Origin of the sequence: Aromatoleum toluclasticum ATCC 700605, from assembly GCF_000378245.1 — a bacterium.
Lineage (GTDB): Bacteria > Pseudomonadota > Gammaproteobacteria > Burkholderiales > Rhodocyclaceae > Aromatoleum > Aromatoleum toluclasticum.
The window spans coordinates 93,021-108,769 of sequence record NZ_KB899504.1; the positions used below are offsets into that span (position 1 = coordinate 93,021).

The following is a 15,749-nucleotide window of genomic DNA, read 5'->3' on the forward strand; positions in this document are numbered from 1 at the left end:
CCTGTCTGCTCGTAGGCTCGCGCATCGCGGTCATTGAGCTTGCACTCGAGGCAGTCGAGTGCACCGGCCGCCGCTTCAGGGCGTCAAAGACGGGCGATGGCGCTGCTCAGGCGCCTGATCGAGGACTGCGATCGCCTCACGGGCGACGAAGACGCGGTTGCGCTGCCGTGCCGTGCCCGTCAGGATGCCGAGCGCGGCGAGATCGGCGACGGCATTGTTGGCAGCGGGGAAGGACACGCCGAACAGGCGCTTCACCGGATTGACGGTGACAACAGGCGTGCCGATGAGGAGTGCGGCGAGCTTGCGGCTGGTCGAGTCGGCACGACGGTCGGCAATGCGCCGAATCCTGTCATCGCGCAGGGCGACGAGCTGCGCGGCAAGCACCATCGACTCGTCGCGAGCGATCATCACCGTGTGCGCGAAGAATTCGATCCAGCCGTCCCAGCGCGAGCGCAACTGGACTTCCTGCAGCGCATCGAAGTAGTCGTGCCGGTTACGATACAGCGGGCCGGACACATACAGGGGTGGAAAGCCTTCGGCTGCGAGCATCAGCGGGAGCAACAGCCGGCCGATGCATCCATTGCCATCGCCGAAAGGGTGGACCGTTTCGAACTGCGCATGGGCGAGCGCCGCGCGCACGATCACGTGCAGGTAGGCGTTGCCCAACGGTTCGCTGCGCAGCACGCGACCGACCAGGTCTTCCATGGCTTCGGCGATCCGCTCTGGGCGAGGCCGCACGAGCCGCTCGTCCTGAATCCGCAGCCCGCCGATCCAGTTCTGCACGGCGCGAAACTCGCCGGGGACATCCCGGTACGCGGTGTCGTGGCGCATGAGCGCGCGGTGCAGATCCTAGATGAAGTCGATCGAGAATGCCTCCTGCCCATGGGGGCGGATCGCCGTCGGGCCGAACCTCGAATATCGTTCTCGCTTGGCGAAGCGCAGAATGGCGAGTTTCGAGAAGGGAGTTCAGGCGCTTCTGACCTCGTTGAGCAGGTCGGGGTGACGATCCAGCACCTTGAGCAGTTTCACCAGGGCCAGCGGCGGCTTGGTCTTGCCGTTCTCGTAGCGCGAGAAGGCATTGATACCGCCGCCGAAAATTTCGGCGGCTTCGCGCTGGTCAAGCGCGAGCTTCTTGCGCACGCTGGCGATGAAGCCAGGATCGACAATGGCCGCATTCACCTGCTTCGAGAAGGCGCGCATTTCGCGCATGACGCGATCCGATTCCGCCGCATCCAACACCGACTCGGCGCAGGCCGGGCAGAAGTCGCCCGTCACCGCCGCAATGGTGGTGGTTTCGCCCTTGTACGTGTAGGGCAGGTCGCGGGTGTCGTGGATCAGTTCCGCGGCGCCGCACACAGGACATTTCATGTTCATAGCTCCTTGAAGGACACGATCAGCACGTCATCAATGACCGTCAGCTTCAGGTACACGTCGCCCGCCTGCGTGCTGGGGCGGTACACGTCCTGCCAGATCGTATGATCGGCGTGGGTGGTCATGCTCTTGTAGAAGTCCGCAGGCGTGAGTGCCGTCACCACGGCCAGCATGTCGGAAAACTCAAACCCCAACTCGTTCGCGCCGGCCCGCGCCGCGTGGGTCGTGCGCACTTTACCCGCCTCGATCAAGGCTTTGACCACAGGCAGCTTGCAGTGAGGGGTTCGTTTCTCCATAGGCGGATACTAACCTAGTTGGTTATCGTTGGCAACTTGGTTAGCAACAGGAGTTTCGGCGGTTCCAGTTTAGCGTACGATTTTCTCCGTTTTCTGCGACGACCCCGGTTTGCCCATTTCGCCCGGGTGAAACTTCACGACACATCGTGCCGTTACCCGCGAAGCGTTCGATTGGAAATCAAGTGCCGGTGACGCGTGAATACTTGCTTGGTAATGTCAACTTGTCGATGACTGCGTGTAAGCCTAGTGCTTGGAGTGCGGGTTCAATCTGTGTTGATTCGATCAAATGTATTGGTAATCCGTGACACCGCCGCGATTATCGCCCGCGGTTGCGCCGATTAAGGTGTTCCAGTGCGGTAAGGATGTCCCACGCTGTCCTGGGGGGGGTGGGGTTGAGGTTGAGGTTGAGGTTGGCGCTGCTGCCGACCTTCATCGTCGGGAAGGAGCTCCAGGCGGGGCGGCTCGTCGAAGTCCTGCCCGGTTACGTGCCGGTCGAGCATTTTCTCCATGCAGTCCATCTACCCGACCGGCATCTGCCGCTGAAGGTCCGCGCTTTCGTTGATTTTCTGGGCGCCCGGTTCGGCACCGAGCCTTACTGGGACCGGCCGGAAGGCGCTGCATAGCAGGTCTGGGACGCCGCGCGACAGCTCGACGACCGCCGGCCGACCTTTTCCCCCTTCAAGTCATCCCGCCGGCCATATCGGCAAGGCGCTGTGGAGAACCGACTGCAACGCCCAGTCCGGACAGCGTCGGCTTGCCGCAGGGATGCGCCCCCACTCGCGCGGCGAGATCGGCCAGTTCGGGGGGAAAGTACAGCACTAGCTCGCAGTGCAGGCGCCCAAGGTTTTCATGCCGCATCAGCACCGCCGTCGTGGGGCTCCGGTTGCCTTGCAGCTCGAATAGCGCACACACGCGGTCCAGCTCGTCGCCGGCCAGCATCGCGTCGCCCAGATTTGTCATGAACCATTGATCCATTCGATGTTTCTTGCCTTGCTGAGGGCACAGCGCCGATTCGCCCCGGGCAGAGGCGGCGCCGTCCAACATGCCCTTGTCACTCGGGCGCCTGAGTTCCTGTGGCGGATTGTTGTTCTTCCAACTGCCTTATGCGCTGCTGAAGCCTTCTTTCGTCGTCCCGCCGTTGCGTCGCGTCCCGCGCGACGGCAACCGAACCCAGAACCTCTCCGCGTTCGTCACTCACCAGCGCGAAGCTCATTTCCACGTAAATCGTCGCACCGGTCGCGTTGACCGAGCGTGTTATCACGGCGCGGCCGCCGAGGCGCGTCTGACCAGTTGCAACCGCGCGATGAAAACCTTCCCAGTGCGCCGCGCGCAGCCGATCCGGAACGATCAGGTCAAGGCTCTGGCCGATCGCCTGGGCTCGCGAGAAGCCGAACAGCGCTTCGGCTGCTGCATTCCAGATGCGGATGTTTCCGTCGCGGTCGGCAAAGATGACCGCGTCCGCAGCCTGCTCGACGAGCCGGCGGGGAATGTCGATGGCGTCCGTGCTCATGTGCGTTTCTCCTGCAGGCGCGGATTCGGGAGTGGAATGTAGGGCGCGATCTCCGCGGCATTGCCTAAGATGTCCGCCAGCGTCAGGCCGTCGAGAACCTTGAAGAAGGCCTCCAGCGCCTCGCGAAAACCTGCCTGCAGCCGGCACACCGGCGAGAGCACGCAGCGGTTGTTCGCACGGCTGAAGCATTCGACGAGCGCGAAATCCTGCTCCGACGCGCGCACCACCGCACCAATGCTGATGTCTTCGGGGGCTTTCCGCAGCACCACACCGCCACTGCGGCCCCGGACGGTCTCGACCAGGCCGTCCTGGCCAAGACGGTGGATGATCTTCATCAAATGATTTTTGGATATGTCGTAGCTGTCGGCGATCTGCTGAATCGTCACCAGCTCGCCGCGGTGCAGGCCGAGGAAGATCAGCGTTCGCAGGGTGTAGTCGGTGTATTCGGTGAGCTTCATCCGGACGACTCGCAGTTAAAGATGTCTCCACGATATTGCTTTTACGTGGACGTCGCAATAACATGTATTTGCACCATAGCATTTTGCCTGAATACTTCTACTCTCTCGGCCCCAGTTCGTCATGGACATTCCTTCGCTGTTGCTATCGTCGTTCATCATTGCGGTAACCGGGCTCTTCTTTTTTATCTGGTCCCTGCGCAAGGGCCTGCTCGACCCGGACCCGGCCGCCGCAAAAGTAATTTTTTCGCGCGGCGAGATCGGACGGGTCGAAGAGCCTGCAGTGGCGGGCGCCACACAGCGTGACCTGCAGCGAACGATGGCCGTCGTGGCCGGCGAACCGGACGCGAAGGAGTTGCAGGCGCGCATCGCCGCTGATGCTTCGTCGGCCCGCCCGGCCTTCGTGCTGCTCGGCTTCGCCGTGTTCTGGCTGCTGGTGGCCTCCCTCGCAGGCCTGACCAGTTCGATTAAGCTCCACGAGCCCGACTGGCTGACGCAGTATGCGTGGCTGAGCTTCGGGCGCATCCGCACGATCCATCTCAATGCGGTCGCTTACGGCTGGGCGCCGATGGCGGCGCTCGGGATCGCGTTGTGGATGCTGCCGCGCCTGCTCAAGACCACGCTCGAGGGCGCACGCGTTGCGATCGGCGGCGCCGTCCTGTGGAACATCGGGCTGGCGATCGGCATCGGCTGCATCGCTGCGGGCATCACCGACGGCATGGAGTGGCTGGAAATACCCGGGCAGGTGGGTGTCCTGTTCGCGCTCGGCGGGGCGATGATCGGACTGCCGCTCGTATTTACCTTGCGCAGGCGCAAAGTCGAGCATCTCTACGTGTCGGTCTGGTACATAGGGGCCGCGCTGTTCTGGTTTCCCGTGCTGTACATCGTCGCCAAGCTGCCGAACCTGCACTTCGGCGTCGAACAGGCGACGATGAACTGGTGGTTCGGCCACAACGTGCTGGGGCTTTTCTATACACCGCTGTCGCTCGCCGCCGTCTATTACTTCCTGCCCAAGGTCATCGGCCGGCCGATCCAGTCCTACAACCTGTCGCTGATCGGCTTCTGGTGCCTTGCGTTCTTCTACGGCCAGGTGGGTGGCCACCACCTCGTCGGCGGCCCCGTGCCGGAATGGCTGATCACGCTGTCGATCGTGCAGAGCATCATGATGATCGTGCCGGTCGTGGCGTTCTCGCTCAATCAGCACCTGACGATGAGGGGGCATTTCGCCGCCCTGCGCCATTCACCGACGCTGCGCTTCGTGGTGCTGGGCGGAATGATGTACACGCTGAGCTCGATCCAGGGCTCGTTCGAAGCCCTGCGTAGCGTCAATACCGTCACCCACTTTACCCACTTCACCGTCGCGCACGCCCACCTCGGGCTGTACGGCTTCGTCACGCTGGTGATGTTCGGCGCGATCTACTTCGCGATGCCGCGCATCGTGTCGCGGGAATGGCCCTATCCGACGCTGATCGGGGTGCATTTCTGGCTGGTCACGATCGGCTTCGCGATCTACTTCGCGTCGCTCACCACCGCGGGCGTGTTGCAGGGCCTGAACATGATCGACGCCAGCAAGCCGTTCATGGACTCGGTGCGCGTCACGCTGCCCTGGCTGGCGGGTCGTTCGGTCGGCGGCGCGCTGATGACGCTCGGCCATCTCGCCTTCGCCGCTCATTTCCTGCTGATGGCGCTGGGGCGCGGTCCCCGGCGCAGCGGCGCCGCCCTTCTCCGTCCTCTTGCTCCGACCGCCTGAACCATGGAAAACGAAGTCAAGCTGATTTCCGGCGCAATGGTGACCCTGGCCATCGCGACCACCTCGCTGGTCGTGCTGCCCTACCTGCAGTTGCGCCATGAGCCACCGACACCGGGCCTGAAGCCCTATACCGAGGCGCAATTGCGCGGCCGGCAGGTGTACATCCGGGAGGGCTGCGTCTACTGCCATTCGCAGCAGCCGCGCGATCCGTCCCAGGCGCCGGACGACAAGCGCGGCTGGGGCCGGCCCTCGGTCGCCGGCGACTACTACTACGACAGCCCGCATCTCCTCGGCACGATGCGCACTGGGCCGGACCTGTTCAACATCGGTGCACGCCAGCCGAGCGCTGACTGGCAGTTCGGCCACCTCTACCAGCCGCGCGCCTACGCGCCCGGCAGCATCATGCCCGCCTACCCCTACCTGTTCGAGATCAGGAAGCAGGCAGAACCGGGCGACAAGGTGGTCGCCTTGCCGCCGCAGTTCGCCCCGGCGGGCGGCGTGGTCGTGGCCACCCAGGCGGCTCAGGATTTGGTGAGCTATCTCCTCGCCCTCGACCGGACCTTCCCCGCGCTGGCGCCGCTCGCCGACGCCGGCCCGGCCTCAAACTGACCCGCAGCCGCACCGTCCGAAATGCCTGACACATCCCGCAACGACCACGCCCAGCGGCGCGAACACCGCGATCCGCAAGAATCCTTCAACCCTGTGCCCCGCCTGATGCTTGGCCTGATTGCGGTGCTGCTTACATGGGCGCTGTATTACATCTACGCGGCACGGCCCGACACCCGTCCCGCACTCGGAGATCGCCGCACGGCGGACGTACTCGCAGCCGTACCCGCCAAGGCCGTGGATGGCGAGCAGATCTTCGGCGCCAACTGCGCCGCGTGCCACCAGGCGGCAGGCACCGGCATTCCGCAGGTGTTCCCGCCACTTGCGGGCTCGGCCTGGGTCAATGGCAGCGAGCAGATCCTGATCCAGATCCTGCTGCACGGCATCAACGGCAGTATCGAAGTCGCGGGCAACACGTTCAATGGCGTGATGCCGGCCTTCGGCGACAAGCTCGGCGACGCCGAGATCGCCGCGGTCACCAGCTACATCCGCAATCAGTGGGGCAACCAGGCCGGGGCGGTGACGGCCGAAACGGTCGAGGCGCAGCGCAAGCACACCGACGGCCGCAGCACGCCGTGGAACGGCGGCGCCGAACTGGCGACGCTGAAATAGCGGCCCCGCCCGAAGCCATGCGCACCGTCATCGCCTGCATGCTCATAGTCGTACTGGGCGTGGCGGCATTCGCGCAGGTCAGCGCCGGCTTCCGGGTCGTCACCAGCGAGGCCGCACGCCGCCTCGCCGTGCGCGAACAGCCGCCGCTGATGCCGGACGTCGGCCTCGTCGACGCCCGCTCGACGGGGGACTCGCTGCGCGCCGATCTGGCCGCGGATGGCCGCATCGCCCTCGTCGACTTCATCTATACGCGTTGCGAGTCGGTGTGCCGCGTGCTCGGCAATGAATTCCAGCAACTGCAGCAGGCAATCCTCGAGCAGGGGCTACAGGAGCGTGTGCGCCTGATCAGCATCAGCTTCGATCCGACGCACGACACCCCGGACGCACTGGCACGCTATGCCAGACAGATGCAGGCCGACCCCGCCGTGTGGCGCATGGCGACGGTGGCCGATGCGCGGGAACTGCGTCGACTGCTCGATGCCTTCGGGGTCGTCGTCGTGCCGGATGGCATGGGCGGCTTCGTGCATAACGCGGCGATCCACACGCTGGGGGCGGACGGCCGATTGACCCGCATCGACGATCTCGGTGCCATCCGGAGCGCGCTTCGTGCAGCGGCGGCGCGCTCCGGCGAGCGGGCGCAATGAATCCGCGACAGCGTGCGCTCATCGGACTGGCGCTTGTAGCAGCAGGCACTGCGCCATGGTTGCGCTCGTGGCTTGAGGCGGACATGGCGCGTCACATGCTCCTGCAGTTTCCGCTGCTGGTCCTTGCCGGCACGGCGCTCGCTTCGTCCTTGCCCCCGCGGGTGTGCGCCGCTTGCGCGACGATCAACGCTCACGGCCTTGCGGGCCTGTTGCTGTGCCTGCTGGTATCGGGTTTCTGGATGATTCCGCGCGCCCTCGATCAGGCCCTGCTGTCGCCGCAAATGGAGTTCGCCAAGTTCGCCACACTGCTCGCTGCCGGGGGCGCACTGCAGCTGTCATGGCGCGGCGCCGGAACTATGATTCAGACCTTTTTCATCGGGAACTGGGCCTGGATGACGGCGGTGGCCGGGCTCCTCTACCAGGACGTTACGGCTCGTCTGTGCAATGCCTATCTACTCGATGAACAGGTTGTCGCGGGAAGGGGGTTGGTGGTGCTGGCGGTCGTCATGCCGACCGTATTGGTTGGCTTGCTCATGATGCGGGGAGGTCTTGCAGCGAATCCGGATGCTCCAATGACTGCGGACTGACGTGCTCACCGCGAGCAGGAAAGCCGCCGACCAGCGGCAAGCCCATCGGCGCGAGGCCGGCTACGGAGAGCAGCGAAATCAGGCCCGACACCGAGAACGGCAAAGCTTCCGCAGTGCCGCAGGCAGAGTGGGGCGGGCCGCGATCACCTGTGCGGGGCAGATGTGCCGCGGTTGCGGGCGACTGCCGGTCACTGAGCCGGATCTCCATGAACGGAAATCGATGAATACATCCTAGTCCGAATTCATCGCCTGCGGCGAAGCGCCCGGCGATTCGGGGCTGGATTTTAAGATGTATTTTTTTGACGCTTTTGCGGCTCCCGCTATATTGAAGCGGACGGCGCTCATCCGCGCGCAGGTCTGCAATGTTCATCGAGCCGGCGCGGCGGCATCGAGGCGCACCGCGACGGGGTAGGGTCTAGTGAGGTGATCCGGATCGCCGCAGAGGTATTTGTCGTCTCTTGGCATTGAATCGGCCTGGGAGGCCAACATGCGAGCACGCTCGGCTAGTGCGCCGAAGTTTCTGAATCTGTCGCAGGTCCGCTTTCCAGTCGGTGCGATCGCGTCGATCGGACACCGGGTTTCGGGCGTGCTGCTCCTGGTGAGCCTGCCGCTTCTCGCGCTCGCGCTCGACCGCTCGCTTCGCAGCAAGTCGGAGTTCGACGCTCTGCGCGACCTGGTATCCGAGCCCTGGCGGGCACTGCTCCTCGTCATTCTCGTTTGGGCCGCCGCGCATCACGTACTCGCCGGTGTGCGCCACCTGTTGATGGATATCGGCGTCGGGAGCCGTCTTTCACAGGCACGCACCAGCGCCTGGGCTGCGATCCTCGCGGCGGGGATCATTGCACTTGCGGCCGCGGTGAGGTGGCTGTCGTGAGACTCTTTCTAGGGCAACGGGCCTGGGTACTGCAGCGCGTGACGGCGCTGATGCTGCTGATTCTGCTTGCGCTGGGGGCAGCGACGCTGCTGACGGGGCCGTCGCGCAGCTATGAAAGCTGGCACGCGCTGGCGACGAGCACGCATGGCGCAGTGCTGATCGTCGTGTTCTTCGCCGCGCTTTGCCTGCACGGCTGGATCGGCGTGCGTGACATCGTCCTCGACTACATCCACGCGCCGACGCTGCGACTGCCCTTGCTTGCGCTGATCGCGGTGATCCTGTTTGCGATTTTCATTCGCGTCGTGCTAACGATGGCGGCGCACTTTGCCGGCGGTGCTTAAGAGTGGCGGAGGAGAGAACAGTGCGAGTCAGCATCTACCGCTTCAATCCCGAAACCGACGCGAAGCCGCGTATGCAGGATTACGACGTCGCGCCCGAGGCGGGCGACAAGAAGCTGCTCGACGTGCTGATGCGGCTCAAGACGATGGACGACAGCCTCTCATTCCGCCGTTCCTGTCGTGAAGGCGTGTGCGGATCGGATGCGATGAACATCAACGGTCGTAACGGACTGGCGTGCCTCACGTCGCTGCCGGGCCTGAAGGAGCCGGTCGTGCTGCGGCCGTTGCCGGGTTTTCCGGTGATCCGCGATCTCATCGTCGACATGACGCAGTTCTTCGCGCATTACCACTCGATCAAGCCCTACCTGATCAATAACGAGGAGCCGCCCGAGCGCGAACGCCTGCAGTCGCCCGCGGAGCGCGAGAAGTTGAACGGACTGTACGAATGCATCCTGTGTGCGTGCTGCAGCGCCTTCTGTCCCTCCTTCTGGTGGAATCCCGACAAGTTCATCGGTCCGGCGGGCCTGCTGCAGGCGTACCGCTTCATCTCCGACTCGCGTGATACGGCGACTGCGGCGCGGCTCGCCTACCTGGACGACGTGTATCGCCTGTACCGCTGCCGTTCGATCATGAACTGCACCGAGGTTTGCCCCAAGGGGCTGAGCCCGTCGCATGCGATCGAACGCATCCGGCTCGCGCTCGTGCGTGAGTCTTCGTAGCGGGTGCGCCTACCAGGTAGCCACGGGTACGTCATGGGTCATTCGCCTCCATTGTCGATGTTGCATCCGGCCAGCCCCTCGGTCGAAGGGCGGTGGAGCGTTGTTGCCGACGCGCCGGCCAGGCGGCTCGGCGCGCACGAACTGTTCTCGCGACTGGACTGCGGGGATCTCGCCCGCCTGACTCGGGGCGCGCGACTTCGCCGCCTGGATCCTGGGGAAGCGCTGTGGTTTACCGGCGAGCGCGCAAGCCACTTTGCGGTGATCGAATCGGGCATTGTCCAGATCCGGCAAATGACGCCGACCGGCGAAGGCATTGTCGTCGGCCTGTTCCGCCCGGGCGAGGCGATCGGGCTTGCCGCAGCGCTCGAGCACGAGGTCTTCCCGGCGGACGCCATCGCGATCGGCGGACCGGTCGACGTCCTGTCTATCCGCGCAGAAGCGCTGTATGAATCCCTGGAAAGCTCCGTCGCCGTCGCGCTGGCGGTGAACCGTGCGCTGCTGCGGCACACCGCCGCGCTGCGCGCGAAGATCGATATCGTCAGCGCCGGTTCGGTGCCGCGCCGGCTCGCAGCGCTGATGCGTTATCTGATCGAGCGATTCGGCCGGCCGACCGATGCGGGTACGGTCGTCGTTGACGTGCACCTCGGCCGCGATGAAATCGGCCAGCTCGTGAGCGCGCGGGTCGAGACCGTGATCCGCATCCTGAGCCGGTGGCAGAAGGCCGGCTGGCTTGCCGCACGGCCCGGCGGGATCGAGATTGTACGTGCGGACATGCTGCAGCGGATCGTCGCCCCCTGAGCCGGGTGGCTGCGCGACGGCCGTCGCGGTCAGCGTTCGAGCAGCTTGAGCTTGTCCTTCACCGTCGCCCACAGCCCGGCATCCGGTGGAGCCGGCTTGACCTCGACGATAGGTATCCACACCTTCGCCAGTTCCTCGTTGAGCGGGATGAATTGTCGCTGGTCAGCCGGCACGTCGTCCTCCGAGAAGATCGCGTCGACGGGGCATTCAGCCACGCACAGCGTGCAGTCGATGCATTCGCGCGGGTCGATCACGAGGAAATTGGGGCCTTCGCGGAAGGCGTCGACGGGACAGACATCGACGCAATCGGTGTGTTTGCACTTGATGCAGGCTTCGGTGACTACGTATGTCATGGCTCATCTCTCTTCGGGTGTGCGGTTCGGTCCGCAGTGCGAGAGGAATTTAGGCCATGCGTGCCGGCCCCTGAATGACAAAAATCATTTCCAGCGCCTGGGGGACTCCCTAGGATGAAGTCGCGCAGAACAGACCGGTGCCGGCAGCCGCGGCATGCGGGATGTCGGTATCGCCCCTAACGAACGCTGGAGATCGTCATGTCCGGACACACGCAGAAATGGCAAGCCGAGCACGCCAATTACCACAAACTGCTCGATCTGCTCCAATCCCAGACGGAACTCTTCGTCCACGGCGAGCAGCCGGATTACGAGCTCATGTCGGACATCGTGTACTACATGACGCAGTATCCCGACCGCTTCCATCATCCGCGCGAGGACGCCGCATTCCGGCAATTGCTTGCCCGCGAGCCGACGATGGAAAGCGTTGTCTCGGAACTCGCTGGCCAGCATCGGCAGATTTCGGAGAGCGGCGTAATCCTTGCTGCGGACCTCAACGCAGCCGCCGCCGGAGCGATGATGTCGCGTGCGACGCTCGAAGCCGATGTCGGAAAATACGTTGCCTTCCTGAAAGATCACATGAACATCGAGGAGCGCGAGATATTCCCGCGCCTCGCCGAGTTGTTGGCGGAGACTGACTGGTTCCTCGTCAATTCCGCAATCCACTTCGCCGCCGATCCGATCTTCGGCGACAGCGTCCAGGAGCGCTTCAGGACGATCCACCGCCAGATCGCGAACCAGGCCGGTTGCGGTTGCAAGGAACCGGCCGAGCGGGTGTGCTGCCTGGAATGAGGCTGCGTCCGTCGGCCCAGACGTCCCCCGCCCGGGCTCATGGTGCAAGTAGGGGCGCAACTCGGCGCCCCCAGAACTGGCATGTCATATCGTCGGAGGCATCCGGTCGGCATTCGCGGCTCATAGCGACTTGAGGAATTCGACGAGATCGAATTTTTCCGCGGGGCTCAAACCCAGGGCGAAGTGGGCATCGTAGTGATTGACGACGTCTAGCAGGGTCGCCGCGCTACCGTCGTGAAAATACGGCGGATGCTGCCAAAGGCCTCGCAAGGGGGTCGTCCGGTACTTCTGCGTGGCGCTGCGCTGCGCGTAGACAGGCTCCATTCCCGTCGCCGCCGGCTCATGCAGTAAGGGGGTGTCGGCGTTCGGGCCGTTTTGCACATCAGTGTAGGTGGGCGAGATGTGGCACGTGCCGCAGCGGGCGGCCCCGTCGAATAGGGCCTGACCTCGTTGGGCCGCCGTCTGGTTCACCGCGTCCGCCGGCGGCGGCGGGACCGGAAGACTCAGCTGGTAGGCGCGGAGAGCTGGCAGTTTCGGCGCTACGAGGTCCGGGGTCTGAACGATGTTGATGCCCAGACGGGGGTCGGAAAAACTTCCGTGCCCACCCATCTGCGTGACCGCGACATAATTGTTCCAATAGGAAATCTTCCCGTCGCCGGTGAAGGTCTCAAAAGGCACGTCCCGCAGCCCATATACCGGCGGAATGACGACCGGGCGGTTGATGCCGTCGATATTGAAGCGCGGGTCGTAGCGGCCGGGCCCCCACGAGTTGTATGCCGCTTTCTGCGACTCGGTGAGTGCGGGCGAAAGTGCGATGATCGCCCCTGGATTGAGGTCGAGATTCGGCCAGCCGTCGAGCCGCTCCCCGATACCCGGGGCGACCGAATTGTTTACCGTCGAGTGGCAGATTGCGCAGGTGGTGCCGAGCGACGTGAGTCGCCCATCCTCGACCTTTCCCACGAGACCGACCACGGCGTTGCGCCGGATCAACTCGACGGTGGTTGCCGGATCGTCGAGGTTGTTCTTGGTCAGGAAATTCGGCGGAAGGGCCGTCGCATCCACCTTCAGACCAACCGAAAGAGCGGTTCGCGGGCTGACGGACGACTGGATGATCTCGTGGAGGCGCAGCGTGTCGGTCCATAGGGCCTCGTCGCCAAAGGTGTCGAAACGGAAGATGAACTGTCCGGAGTGCTTGTTTCCCCCCGGCTGTCCGGCCGAAACCGCCGGGAGGCTGGATAGAGCCACTGCAATCATGACAACCGAGAGGGCGGCGAAAAGCGTGAGAGGCTTTTTGATGCGGATGTGTGCGATGCGTTGCAGCATGATCGTTCTCCGGTAGAAGTTTCGGACGACTTCGTCGCCCTTGGAGTTCAGCCCACCTGTACCGTCAAAGCGGGCTCGAAATCCCGGTTTTCAGGCGTGCCATCGAGCACATAGCCGCGTGGATTGGCCAGAACGCGCGTGCCGCCAAGCCGGTAGTCGAAGCTGTCGTGGGTGTGGCCGTGTATCCACAGCACCGCGCCGCTGCCCGCGACCAGCGCTTCGAGGTCGGAGACGAAGCACGCATTGAGCGGCGACCCGGCGAAGCGCGGCGCGATGCTCTCAGGCGACGGAGCAAAATGGGTCACCACCACGGTGATACCTTCGAACGGTTGCGCGAGCCGCGCTTCGAGCCAACGTGCGTGCCGTTCGAAAAGGGCCGCGCAGTGATGCGGCGTGAAGAGCTCTTTCTGGCCTTCGTCTATGGTGATACGGCTGAAATCGCGGCTGAAGCGAGTAGCGTCGTTCATCGCCTGCTCGCGGGCCGCCTCGTCTCCTGCAATACGGAAATCCGTCCACAGTGCTGCGCCGAGAATGCGCACATTGCCGATGCGCTTTTCGGCACAGTCGAGCACCGTCACCATGCTGTCGCGACTGAGTTCGCGTAGCAGTCGGTTCGTCGCGGCGATGCTTGAGCCGTAATACTCGTGGTTGCCCGGCACATAGATAGCCGGTCTCCCCAGCGCCCTGGCCCACTGGAGCGCTTCTCGCGGACGGTGGATATCTCCCGCCAGGATCAACAACTCCGCGCCGGTGTCAGGAAGCTCACAGGGTGCTAGCCCGAGGTGAAGGTCCGAGACGATCTGGAGTTTCATATATGCCTCACGGCGGACATTCGATGGGCGACGCGCTTGCCTGTCGCAGCCACGCGATCAGGTCCGCCCGTTCCTGCCGATCGGCAATGCCTGCATAGCCCATGGCCGTGCCCGGTATCATGCCGGTCGGGTTGGCGAGAAAACGGTCCAGCGTATTCGCGTCCCAGACGACATCGGCTTGTGCCATGGCCGGCGAATAGCGGAAGCCCGGCACGCCGCCGGCACGGCGTCCGAACAGGCCGCAATGTTTCGGCCCGGTACGGTCGTAGCCGAGTGCGTGGCAGGCCTGGCAGCGGGCGTAGATGGCCTCGCCGCGGACCGGATCGCCCGGCACGATGGCGCCGGCGGGCAGCGAGACCAATGCCGCCAGCACCAGCACGGCGGTGGCGGCGCGATGTTTCATGACATAAAGGCCGTGGGCACCGGGTCCTGGCCCAGCGCTTGGCGCAGGATGGCCCAGTGCATGGCCTCGTCGCCCAGGATGCTGGCCGCAGCGCTCGCCAGTTCGCGTCCGCGGAACAGCGGTACTGCGCCCAGGTAGGCGCTCACCGCGCCGCGCTCGAGCCCGGCCGCGAAGCCCAGCACATCATTCTGGGTCTTGAGCCCGTCGGTGGGAAACTGGTAATGCTCGCGCGCTTCAACCGGCGTGCCGCCCAGTTTGCGGATCGTCTTCGCGAGCACCGCGGCATGCTCCTTGTGGTGCCCCTGGAACTGCACCGCCAGATCCAGCACGGGTTTCTGCAGCAGGCCGCTGCCGGCGCCCACTGCATAGGCAGCGATGGCCTCCAGTTCGGCGCCGAGCGCGGTGTTGAGAATGCGCACGTCGGTCTCCAGATCGTCATGCTTGCTGCCCTGACCGGCGGCCAGCGCCGGACGTCCTGCCATTAGGGCGACCGCCGCGGCGGACAGCGTCGCGCCCGTGCCGGCCAGGAAGCGGCGCCGGCCTAGGTCTTGGAGTGCGGAAAAGGGATTGATGCGGACAATCATGATGAACTCCTCGGGGTGGTGGGTGAAAGCAGCGCGCCGGGACCAGAAGCGGCTGCAGGCGGAAGCCCAAGGCGGGCGCAAACTTGCGACACGATGCGGTCGCAGCGCTGGCCGTCGAACGCGAAGACGTTCTCCAGCAGCGGACCGAGGCGCTGCCCCAGGGACTCGCGCAGGCGGGCCCTGGCGCGCAACAGGCGGACCTTGGTATTCGCTTCGGATATTCCCAGCGAGGCGGCGGTCTCTTCGACGCTCAAGCCCTCCACGGCACGCAGGATGAAGACGCTGCGGTATGCCTCGGGCAAGTCGTCGATCGAGTGCTCGATAAGGCGCCGCAGGTCATTGCGCATCGCCAGGGTCTCGGGCGTTTCCGGTACGCCCTCCACGCCGATTTCGATGACAGCTTCGCCTTCGGCTTGCGCGTCGGACGCGTTGTGGAACCGCTGCCTGCGCTCGAGGGCCTGGTTGACGATGATCCTCGTCAGCCAGGTCGATAGACGCGCATCGCCGCGGAAGCCGGCCATCGCGCGATGGGCCTTGATGTAGCCTTCCTGCAGGGCATCCTCGGCCTCGGCATCGTCTCGCAGGATGCTGCGTGCAACCCTGAACAGGCGACGATTGTGTTGGCGCATCAACCGTTCGAAGGCGCCTGCCTCGCCGATCACGATGCTGTGTGCAAGCGCAGCGTCTGAAACCGGCACGCGGTCTTCTGCTGCTTCGCCGGATATGCTCATGACTGTCTCCTGTTGTTGCCCATTGGATGGGAACCACGGGGGAAAGGTTACAGTCGGTGAGAAACCGGTCCGCCTTGGCTGGACAACCCGTTGGAAGGGCGGCGTGAATGCGCGGCGGGGCACGACAGTCGTCTTGGCTGCCCGCTGCTCGAACGACAACTTTTGTGGCTCGGGACTCTATCGGGCCAAGGTAG

24 protein-coding genes are annotated in these 15,749 nt (G+C 64.4%); 11 read left to right on the forward strand and 13 right to left on the reverse strand.

Annotation, left to right across the window (positions count from 1 at the left end):
• Nucleotides 1–75 precede the first annotated feature (75 nt).
• The 3 genes from F464_RS29175 to F464_RS0120420 form a co-directional block, all read right to left on the reverse strand.
• Nucleotides 76–831, reverse strand: coding sequence for a Fic family protein (locus F464_RS29175; RefSeq protein WP_018991711.1), 756 nt, complete (start codon nt 829–831; stop codon nt 76–78).
• Between the two features lie 135 nt (nt 832–966).
• Nucleotides 967–1,368 (reverse strand): type II toxin-antitoxin system MqsA family antitoxin, encoded by a 402-nt coding sequence (locus F464_RS0120415; protein ID WP_026296180.1) that lies wholly within the window; start codon nt 1,366–1,368, stop codon nt 967–969.
• Nucleotides 1,369–1,370: 2 nt separating this feature from the next.
• Nucleotides 1,371–1,667 carry a type II toxin-antitoxin system MqsR family toxin gene (locus F464_RS0120420; protein WP_026296181.1) on the reverse strand — a complete coding sequence of 99 codons (297 nt, stop codon included), beginning with the start codon at nt 1,665–1,667 and terminating at the stop codon, nt 1,371–1,373.
• A 329-nt stretch (nt 1,668–1,996) separates the two neighbouring features.
• Here F464_RS0120420 and F464_RS0120425 point away from each other — a divergent pair, with 329 nt between their 5' ends.
• Nucleotides 1,997–2,290 carry a LysR substrate-binding domain-containing protein gene (locus tag F464_RS0120425; protein WP_269744910.1) on the forward strand — a complete coding sequence of 98 codons (294 nt, stop codon included), beginning with the start codon at nt 1,997–1,999 and terminating at the stop codon, nt 2,288–2,290.
• Between the two features lie 55 nt (nt 2,291–2,345).
• Here the strand turns inward: F464_RS0120425 and F464_RS0120430 are convergent, their stop codons facing one another.
• The 3 genes from F464_RS0120430 to F464_RS0120440 form a co-directional block, all read right to left on the reverse strand.
• Nucleotides 2,346–2,627: a hypothetical protein gene (locus F464_RS0120430; protein ID WP_232428999.1), complete on the reverse strand. Its 282-nt coding sequence runs from the start codon at nt 2,625–2,627 to the stop codon at nt 2,346–2,348.
• 91 nt (nt 2,628–2,718) lie between these two features.
• A complete protein-coding gene (locus F464_RS0120435) occupies nt 2,719–3,177 on the reverse strand; it encodes a PAS domain S-box protein (protein WP_018991716.1) in 459 nt (152 codons plus the stop codon).
• Complete coding sequence (locus F464_RS0120440) at nt 3,174–3,635, reverse strand: RrF2 family transcriptional regulator (RefSeq protein WP_018991717.1); 462 nt, start codon at nt 3,633–3,635, stop codon at nt 3,174–3,176. Before F464_RS0120440 ends, F464_RS0120435 begins: the two co-directional genes overlap by 4 nt.
• A gap of 121 nt (nt 3,636–3,756) precedes the next feature.
• On the opposite strand from F464_RS0120440, the gene F464_RS0120445 reads away from it, so the two are divergent.
• From F464_RS0120445 to F464_RS29180, 5 genes are all read left to right on the forward strand, one after another.
• On the forward strand, nt 3,757–5,382 hold the full coding sequence (locus F464_RS0120445) for a cbb3-type cytochrome c oxidase subunit I (RefSeq protein WP_018991718.1): 1,626 nt from the start codon (nt 3,757–3,759) through the stop codon (nt 5,380–5,382).
• Nucleotides 5,383–5,385: 3 nt separating this feature from the next.
• A complete protein-coding gene (locus tag F464_RS0120450; protein WP_018991719.1) occupies nt 5,386–5,991 on the forward strand; it encodes a cbb3-type cytochrome c oxidase subunit II in 606 nt (201 codons plus the stop codon).
• Between the two features lie 21 nt (nt 5,992–6,012).
• Nucleotides 6,013–6,600, forward strand: coding sequence for a c-type cytochrome (locus F464_RS0120455; RefSeq protein ID WP_018991720.1), 588 nt, complete (start codon nt 6,013–6,015; stop codon nt 6,598–6,600).
• A 17-nt stretch (nt 6,601–6,617) separates the two neighbouring features.
• Entirely contained in the window at nt 6,618–7,244 is a 627-nt protein-coding gene (locus tag F464_RS0120460; RefSeq protein ID WP_018991721.1) for an SCO family protein, read from the forward strand.
• 83 nt (nt 7,245–7,327) lie between these two features.
• Complete coding sequence (locus F464_RS29180; protein WP_018991722.1) at nt 7,328–7,831, forward strand: hypothetical protein; 504 nt, start codon at nt 7,328–7,330, stop codon at nt 7,829–7,831.
• Here F464_RS29180 and F464_RS31405 read toward each other — a convergent pair.
• Nucleotides 7,776–8,201 carry a hypothetical protein gene (locus F464_RS31405; protein ID WP_198292315.1) on the reverse strand — a complete coding sequence of 142 codons (426 nt, stop codon included), beginning with the start codon at nt 8,199–8,201 and terminating at the stop codon, nt 7,776–7,778. The genes F464_RS29180 and F464_RS31405 overlap by 56 nt on opposite strands.
• A gap of 117 nt (nt 8,202–8,318) precedes the next feature.
• On the opposite strand from F464_RS31405, the gene sdhC reads away from it, so the two are divergent.
• Genes sdhC through F464_RS0120485 form a run of 4 tightly spaced genes read left to right on the forward strand, consistent with a single transcriptional unit; the run spans nt 8,319 to nt 10,560 of the window.
• Nucleotides 8,319–8,705, forward strand: coding sequence for a succinate dehydrogenase, cytochrome b556 subunit (gene sdhC / locus F464_RS0120470; protein ID WP_018991723.1), 387 nt, complete (start codon nt 8,319–8,321; stop codon nt 8,703–8,705).
• Nucleotides 8,702–9,046, forward strand: a complete 345-nt coding sequence (gene sdhD / locus F464_RS0120475) for a succinate dehydrogenase, hydrophobic membrane anchor protein (protein ID WP_026296182.1) — start codon at nt 8,702–8,704, stop codon at nt 9,044–9,046. The genes sdhC and sdhD overlap by 4 nt, the downstream gene beginning before the upstream one ends.
• 20 nt (nt 9,047–9,066) lie before the next feature.
• Nucleotides 9,067–9,762 carry a succinate dehydrogenase iron-sulfur subunit gene (locus F464_RS0120480; RefSeq protein WP_018991725.1) on the forward strand — a complete coding sequence of 232 codons (696 nt, stop codon included), beginning with the start codon at nt 9,067–9,069 and terminating at the stop codon, nt 9,760–9,762.
• A gap of 33 nt (nt 9,763–9,795) precedes the next feature.
• Nucleotides 9,796–10,560, forward strand: a complete 765-nt coding sequence (locus F464_RS0120485; RefSeq protein ID WP_232429001.1) for a Crp/Fnr family transcriptional regulator — start codon at nt 9,796–9,798, stop codon at nt 10,558–10,560.
• 29 nt (nt 10,561–10,589) lie between these two features.
• Here the strand turns inward: F464_RS0120485 and fdxA are convergent, their stop codons facing one another.
• Entirely contained in the window at nt 10,590–10,913 is a 324-nt protein-coding gene (fdxA, locus tag F464_RS0120490; RefSeq protein ID WP_018991727.1) for a ferredoxin FdxA, read from the reverse strand.
• A gap of 198 nt (nt 10,914–11,111) precedes the next feature.
• On the opposite strand from fdxA, the gene F464_RS0120495 reads away from it, so the two are divergent.
• On the forward strand, nt 11,112–11,702 hold the full coding sequence (locus F464_RS0120495; protein ID WP_018991728.1) for a hemerythrin domain-containing protein: 591 nt from the start codon (nt 11,112–11,114) through the stop codon (nt 11,700–11,702).
• 120 nt (nt 11,703–11,822) lie between these two features.
• Here F464_RS0120495 and F464_RS0120500 read toward each other — a convergent pair whose 3' ends face one another.
• From F464_RS0120500 to F464_RS0120520, 5 genes are read right to left on the reverse strand one after another with little or no spacing between them, the layout of a single operon-like run.
• On the reverse strand, nt 11,823–13,025 hold the full coding sequence (locus F464_RS0120500; protein WP_018991729.1) for a hypothetical protein: 1,203 nt from the start codon (nt 13,023–13,025) through the stop codon (nt 11,823–11,825).
• A 47-nt stretch (nt 13,026–13,072) separates the two neighbouring features.
• Entirely contained in the window at nt 13,073–13,837 is a 765-nt protein-coding gene (locus tag F464_RS0120505) for a metallophosphoesterase family protein (RefSeq protein WP_026296183.1), read from the reverse strand.
• Nucleotides 13,838–13,844: 7 nt separating this feature from the next.
• Nucleotides 13,845–14,240, reverse strand: coding sequence for a c-type cytochrome (locus F464_RS0120510; protein WP_018991731.1), 396 nt, complete (start codon nt 14,238–14,240; stop codon nt 13,845–13,847).
• Nucleotides 14,237–14,824 (reverse strand): ferritin-like domain-containing protein, encoded by a 588-nt coding sequence (locus tag F464_RS0120515; RefSeq protein WP_018991732.1) that lies wholly within the window; start codon nt 14,822–14,824, stop codon nt 14,237–14,239. Before F464_RS0120515 ends, F464_RS0120510 begins: the two co-directional genes overlap by 4 nt.
• Nucleotides 14,821–15,714 (reverse strand): RNA polymerase sigma factor, encoded by an 894-nt coding sequence (locus F464_RS0120520; protein ID WP_232429002.1) that lies wholly within the window; start codon nt 15,712–15,714, stop codon nt 14,821–14,823. Before F464_RS0120520 ends, F464_RS0120515 begins: the two co-directional genes overlap by 4 nt.
• Nucleotides 15,715–15,749: the final 35 nt, after the last annotated feature.